This is a genomic window from Mammaliicoccus sp. JADD-157 (genome assembly GCF_049310805.1).
Lineage (GTDB): Bacteria > Bacillota > Bacilli > Staphylococcales > Staphylococcaceae > Mammaliicoccus > Mammaliicoccus lentus.
In genome coordinates this window covers 1-3,343 of sequence record NZ_JBMOVZ010000009.1, presented here as the reverse complement: position 1 = coordinate 3,343, position 3,343 = coordinate 1, and the positions used below count along the sequence as shown (strand labels likewise).

Sequence of the window (3,343 nt, the reverse complement as noted above, 5' to 3'; positions counted from 1 at the left end):
GTCTATCCCACGTATCTGCTTTTACTTTGTCATATTCAATATAGACTTTTTCTTGTAGAGCTTTAGCTTTAAATTTAGTTTGTAATATATCCCAAAGTCTAATTTGTGGCTCCACACTCATAAATTCAGACAGTTTGTGAGCATTATTTTTATTAAGATTTCCAACGATAGTCATAGCATCAAAGCTTAATTTTGGTTGAGATTTTCCCAAAGTTTGACCACTTAACCGGCTATTAGAGTAGCCGGTTTTAGAAAAATTGTCTAAATCGTGATTTTCCAAATGATTTGAATGATTTGCATGATTATTTTTATACATAAAAAATCGACTCCTTAATTTAATTTAAGAAGTCGCTCACCCGAATATATATCTTGAAGAATAAACTTATATCGTTTAATATCTAGATATACAAAATATATAAAAAACAACTTAGTGTTTTTTTCTTTAGGTAAGTCGCTATCACAAACTTTGGTCAGGGCGTGAGCGACTTCTTTTTATTTTGTTATTAATATAACACTATCAAAAGGCTTGGTCTATTTAGACTAGGTCTTTTCTTTTTGTTGCATTATTCCAATTTCCTTATTGTTTGGAACCAACAGAGCTTGATATGTTGTTGAGTTGGTACTTCGTTGGGATTAATCCCAACAAACCACCAACCAACTCGCTAACTCTGTTAGCTAACATATCGCTCATTCCAAACAATAAGTTTTCTCAGCATAATTGCTCCCTTTACTTTTTATCTACTCATACCCCGATGTCTTTGTTGTTGCTCTTCCTTTTGTTCGTTTGGATAATATTCTGGATTCATTTGTCCATCTATACCTGCTGCTAATTTTCTTATATCAGAATTATCTTCTGTCAGTTCATTAATTCTTTTCGCATAAGCATCTCTTCCTAATAAACGTTCTAATTCTTTTAATAATATTTTGATAAGTTCCATTGCCTTTTTCATGTTATTCGTAAATTCTTCCATCACTTCATAATTCTTTATTAATTTCTCTGATGATTTCGCCAAATCATCATATTGTTTTTGTCTCTCTTGTATCTGTTCATCTTTATCCCTTAATGCTTTTCCAGATTTAATATATTCATAATCATCTGTAATTAATTGTGCTGCTTTTATTTGTTCTTGAAATTGCATAAAATCATCATGACTGATGACCACATTACCTGTTTCTTGTAACTCTTTATTAAACAAGCCACCGACTTTTTCTTTCTCTAACTCATATGGAACATTTAAAGGCGTTTTAAGCGTATCTAATGCTTTTTGATACTCTTGTAGCATAGTTTCATTCTTTTGCTTAATATCATCTAATTTTTGGCTCTCATGTTCATATTCTTGTCTATGATAGTCCGTTTTTTGTTTATAACGACTCACTTGTTCATGTTTTTTATTCGTTAGTTGTCTTGATTGTCCACGTTCTAAATTATAACCCTGCTCATTAATATATTGATTAAAACGATCTTGAAATTGTGTTAATGCTTTTTTATTTCCTACTACATCTTTAGCACTTAATCGACCATCTTGAGTAATTGGTACAATACCAAAATGCATATGTGGTGTTTTTTCGTCCATATGAACAGTTGCATATAATAAATTATCTTTGCCATATTCTTGTTCTAAAAATGTCTTTGCATGCTCAAAAAACTTTTGCGTATCTTCTAACGATTGATGATTAAAAAAGCCATTATCTGATGTAATTAAACCATCAATATGTTTTACTGCGTCCTTTCTAATTTTTCGTTTTCCTGTATAATTTTCTTCAATTTTTTTATCAATCAGTTCATTAAAATTTTGCTTTTTTTGATTAACTAAATCGTAATTTAAATATGATTTTTCTAAATCAATATCCATGTTTTCATAATTTTTATTTTCTCTTTGAACGTGTCTTTGTATGCCAGTTGTATTTGTATTTGATTTCACTTTTGCAATTCGAATAATTGAATAAGACAAAACAAAATTACCCCCTAAGCACAAGATTTTACAGTCTTTAATATATAAAGTATAACACACTAGACTTATTTACTTCGTAATTAAGTCGTTAAACCGTGTGCTCTGCGAGGCTAGTTTTTGCTTACGCAAAAAATGAGTGGCACATTGCTAGCCACTCATAGTTCAAACCCAAATTCAAATTCAAAACCTATGCAACCAAAAATGTGGTTGCAAAATTATATTTCAAATTCACCTTCATAAAAATATTGAGCTTGATAATTAAATAAATCTCTAATAGGAGATTTGTAATATCTAATATAATTATCAATCTCACTACTTTTTATCCATTTTATGTTTGAAATTTCTGTTGGTGAATTATTATTAATGTTCCCACCAACTATTTCACAATCAAAAGTTATACATAACGCATGGTTATCATGATTTAAAATTTTAACTTCGTTAACAGCAACTATATTTTTAACCTCAACATCAAAACCAGTTTCCTCCCAAAACTCTCTTATTACAGCGTCTTTTAAAGTTTCTTTTTCCTCAACTGATCCTCCAGGCAAACTCCAAGTATTATGTTTAATATTATGAACAGCAAGCACTTCATTATTCTCATTCTTAACTAACCCGTAAACCACTTTCACTTCATTCATCCAATATCACCTCCTTTTCATTAACCAAAAATCAATTTGTTTTTGCAATTGTTTTTCGTTCGCTTTTAAAGTCAATTTCATTAAGTCCGTTAAATCAACCGGCGAAATTTCTTTAATTAAATTTTTAAATTTATACTTAGTATTCTTACTTAGTTTTCCCCACATGCTTTCTTCATGTAACAAAGTATAAACCATAGCTTGCTCGTTAATTTTTTCTAAAGTATTCCAAGCAGGTTTCAAAATATGTAAATCATTAAAACAATCGTTCCAATAATCAACCATATCTCTTTTTAATTCAATCTCTACACGCCATAAATGTTCTGAAATAACTTCAATATCTGCATTATCCTTACGCTCTTGTTTTTTATTATAAATTCTAATAAATCTATCACTATCACGAACACCAAAATATTTCGTTTCTGGTTTACCGTTACGACCATAAAAAATAGTTTTCTTAACTGATTTGTCAGTCATTGCATAATAATCACTTAAATCATCTTCAAAATCAAAAGCTAAATCTAATCTTGTAAAACCGTCATCTTCCATGTAATCAATAATATTTTGTTTTAACCAAAGCATTTCTTCATGCGTAAGTTTATTTGGATTAAATTCAACACGCATATTACGTCTATCCCACGTATCTGCTTTTACTTTGTCATATTCAATATAGACTTTTTCTTGTAGAGCTTTAGCTTTAAATTTAGTTTGTAATATATCCCAAAGTCTAATTTGTGGCTCCACACTCATAAATTC

At 29.6% G+C, this 3,343-nt stretch carries 3 protein-coding genes and 1 pseudogene; all 4 read right to left on the bottom strand.

The window, feature by feature from the left end:
• Positions 1–316: pseudogene (locus ACO6VN_RS15070) on the bottom strand (replication initiation protein); the annotation flags it as partial.
• Positions 317–734: 418 nt separating this feature from the next.
• Positions 735–1,952 carry a MobV family relaxase gene (mobV, locus tag ACO6VN_RS15065; RefSeq protein ID WP_303266035.1) on the bottom strand — a complete coding sequence of 406 codons (1,218 nt, stop codon included), beginning with the start codon at positions 1,950–1,952 and terminating at the stop codon, positions 735–737.
• 215 nt (positions 1,953–2,167) lie between these two features.
• On the bottom strand, positions 2,168–2,590 hold the full coding sequence (locus ACO6VN_RS15060) for an NUDIX hydrolase (protein WP_153983591.1): 423 nt from the start codon (positions 2,588–2,590) through the stop codon (positions 2,168–2,170).
• A gap of 6 nt (positions 2,591–2,596) precedes the next feature.
• A partial coding sequence (locus tag ACO6VN_RS15055; RefSeq protein WP_422404835.1) for a replication initiation factor domain-containing protein occupies positions 2,597–3,343 on the bottom strand: 747 nt, incomplete at its 5' end.